The 1834-nt window shown below is 63.4% G+C and carries 1 protein-coding gene; it reads right to left on the bottom strand.

Annotated elements, in window-relative coordinates; all coding sequences use genetic code 11:
- Positions 1-5: 5 nt before the first annotated feature.
- The gene (gene sdhA / locus ACIP0B_RS28445; protein WP_400838528.1) at positions 6-1769 is read right to left on the bottom strand and encodes a succinate dehydrogenase flavoprotein subunit; all 1764 of its coding nucleotides are present in this window, start codon (positions 1767-1769) and stop codon (positions 6-8) included.
- Positions 1770-1834 lie beyond the last annotated feature (65 nt).

The following is a 1834-nucleotide window of genomic DNA, read 5'->3' as shown; positions in this document are numbered from 1 at the left end:
CGAACCTAAACTTTAGGTTCGAAAGTCGGAACAGTCTTCGGCGAGAAGTTCACGGCACGCTTGGCGACACGTTTCTCACCCGGGAAGTACAGGGTGTGGCACAGCCAGTTTTCGTCGTCACGGTCTTCGTAGTCTTCACGGGCGTGGGCGCCGCGGGACTCTTTGCGCACTTCTGCAGCGATGGCGGTGGCTTCGGCCACTTCCAGCAGGTTCTGCAGCTCCAGCGCTTCGATACGTGCAGTGTTGAACGCCTGCGACTTATCGTTGATCTTCACGTTGGCGATGCGCTTGCGCAGCTCGGCCAACTGGGCGATGCCCTTCTGCATGTATTCGCCGGTGCGGAACACGCCGAAGTAGTTCTGCATGCAGCTTTGCAGCTCGCGACGCAGGGTGGCGACGTCTTCGCCGTCGGTGCGGTTGTTCAGCGCGTTCAGACGGGCCAGGGCCGCCTCGATGTCGGCTTCGGTGGCGTCGTCGTACTCGATGCCGTCGGTCAGCGCCTTTTCCAGGTGCAGGCCGGCAGCGCGGCCGAACACCACCAGGTCGAGCAGCGAGTTGCCGCCCAGACGGTTGGCGCCGTGAACCGATACGCAAGCCACTTCACCCACAGCGAACAGGCCTGGGATGATCTGATCCACGCCTTCGGCGTCCTGGGTGATCGCCTGACCGTGAATGTTGGTGGCAACGCCGCCCATCATGTAGTGGCAGGTCGGAACGACCGGAACCGGAGCGACGACCGGGTCGACGTGGGCGAAGGTCTTCGACAGTTCGCAGATGCCTGGCAGACGGCTGTGCAGCACTTCCTCGCCCAGATGGTCGAGCTTGAGCATCACGTGGTCGCCGTTCGGGCCGCAACCGTTGCCGGCGATGATCTCTTTGACCATCGAACGGGCAACCACGTCGCGACCGGCCAGATCCTTGGCGTTCGGAGCGTAGCGCTCCATGAAACGCTCGCCGTGCTTGTTGATGAGGTAACCACCCTCACCGCGGCAGCCTTCGGTGACCAGTACGCCGGCGCCGGCGATGCCGGTCGGGTGGAACTGCCACATTTCGATGTCCTGCACCGGCACGCCGGCACGCAGGGCCATGCCGACGCCGTCACCGGTGTTGATCAGGGCGTTGGTGGTCGAAGCGTAGATGCGGCCTGCACCGCCGGTCGCCAGCACGGTGGCCTTCGAACGGATGTAGGTGGTTTCGCCGGTTTCGATGCAGATGGCGATCACGCCGACGAACTCGCCTTCCTGGTTCTTCACCAGATCGACAGCGTAGTACTCGTTCAGGAACGTGGTGCCGGCTTTCAGGTTGCCCTGATAAAGGGTGTGCAGCAGCGCGTGGCCGGTACGGTCGGAAGCGGCGCAGGTACGGGCAGCCTGCCCGCCTTTGCCGTAGTCCTTGGACTGACCGCCGAACGGACGCTGGTAGATGCGGCCGGTCTCGGTGCGGGAGAACGGCAGACCCATGTGGTCCAGCTCGAACACGGCGGCCGGGCCTTCCTGACACATGTATTCGATCGCGTCCTGGTCACCGATGTAGTCGGAGCCCTTGACGGTGTCGTACATGTGCCAGCGCCAGTCGTCGTTCGGGTCGGCCGAAGCGATGGCGCAGGTGATGCCGCCCTGGGCGGACACGGTGTGCGAACGGGTCGGGAAGACCTTGGTGATCACGGCAGTCTTGTGACCGCCTTGCGCCAGCTGCAGCGCAGCGCGCATGCCGGCGCCGCCGCCGCCAATGATGATGGCGTCGAAAGAAATCGTTGGAATGTTAGCCATGAATCAGATACCCACAGGAGCCTTAGCACGGCAGACTCGCACTGCAATTCGTCCGCGGTCGACGA

The sequence above is a fragment of the Pseudomonas sp. NPDC089534 genome (genome assembly GCF_044749305.1).
Lineage (GTDB): Bacteria > Pseudomonadota > Gammaproteobacteria > Pseudomonadales > Pseudomonadaceae > Aquipseudomonas > Aquipseudomonas ekonensis.
The sequence above is the reverse complement of the archived record's forward strand: the minus strand, read 5'-3'. Positions and strand labels throughout refer to the sequence as shown.